The sequence below is a fragment of the Bacillus cereus group sp. N11 genome (assembly GCF_016483605.1).
Classification (GTDB): domain Bacteria; phylum Bacillota; class Bacilli; order Bacillales; family Bacillaceae_G; genus Bacillus_A; species Bacillus_A toyonensis.
On record NZ_JAEHBN010000065.1, the window covers coordinates 1 to 317 of the forward strand.

The window sequence follows — 317 nt, forward strand, 5'->3', positions numbered from 1 at the left end:
TGGGGCCTTAGCTCAGCTGGGAGAGCGCCTGCCTTGCACGCAGGAGGTCAGCGGTTCGATCCCGCTAGGCTCCACTTTATTTATTATATGTCTCGGAGGTATACCCAAGTTCGGCTGAAGGGATCGGTCTTGAAAACCGACAGGCGGTGAGAATCGCGCGGGGGTTCGAATCCCTCTACCTCCTCCATTTTTTTTGAAATGGTTTAGCTACATATAATAATAAAATATTTTTTCCTTCATGGAGGTATACCCAAGTTCGGCTGAAGGGATCGGTCTTGAAAACCGACAGGCGGCGAGAGTCGCGCGGGGGTTCGAAT

2 tRNA genes are annotated in these 317 nt (G+C 51.1%); both read left to right on the top strand.

Features of this window, described 5'->3' with window-relative positions:
* Position 1: 1 nt before the first annotated feature.
* Positions 2-74, top strand: a tRNA-Ala gene (locus JDS98_RS29675).
* Between the two features lie 20 nt (positions 75-94).
* Positions 95-187: transfer RNA gene (locus JDS98_RS29680), tRNA-Ser, on the top strand.
* The last annotated feature ends 130 nt before the right edge of the window (positions 188-317 follow it).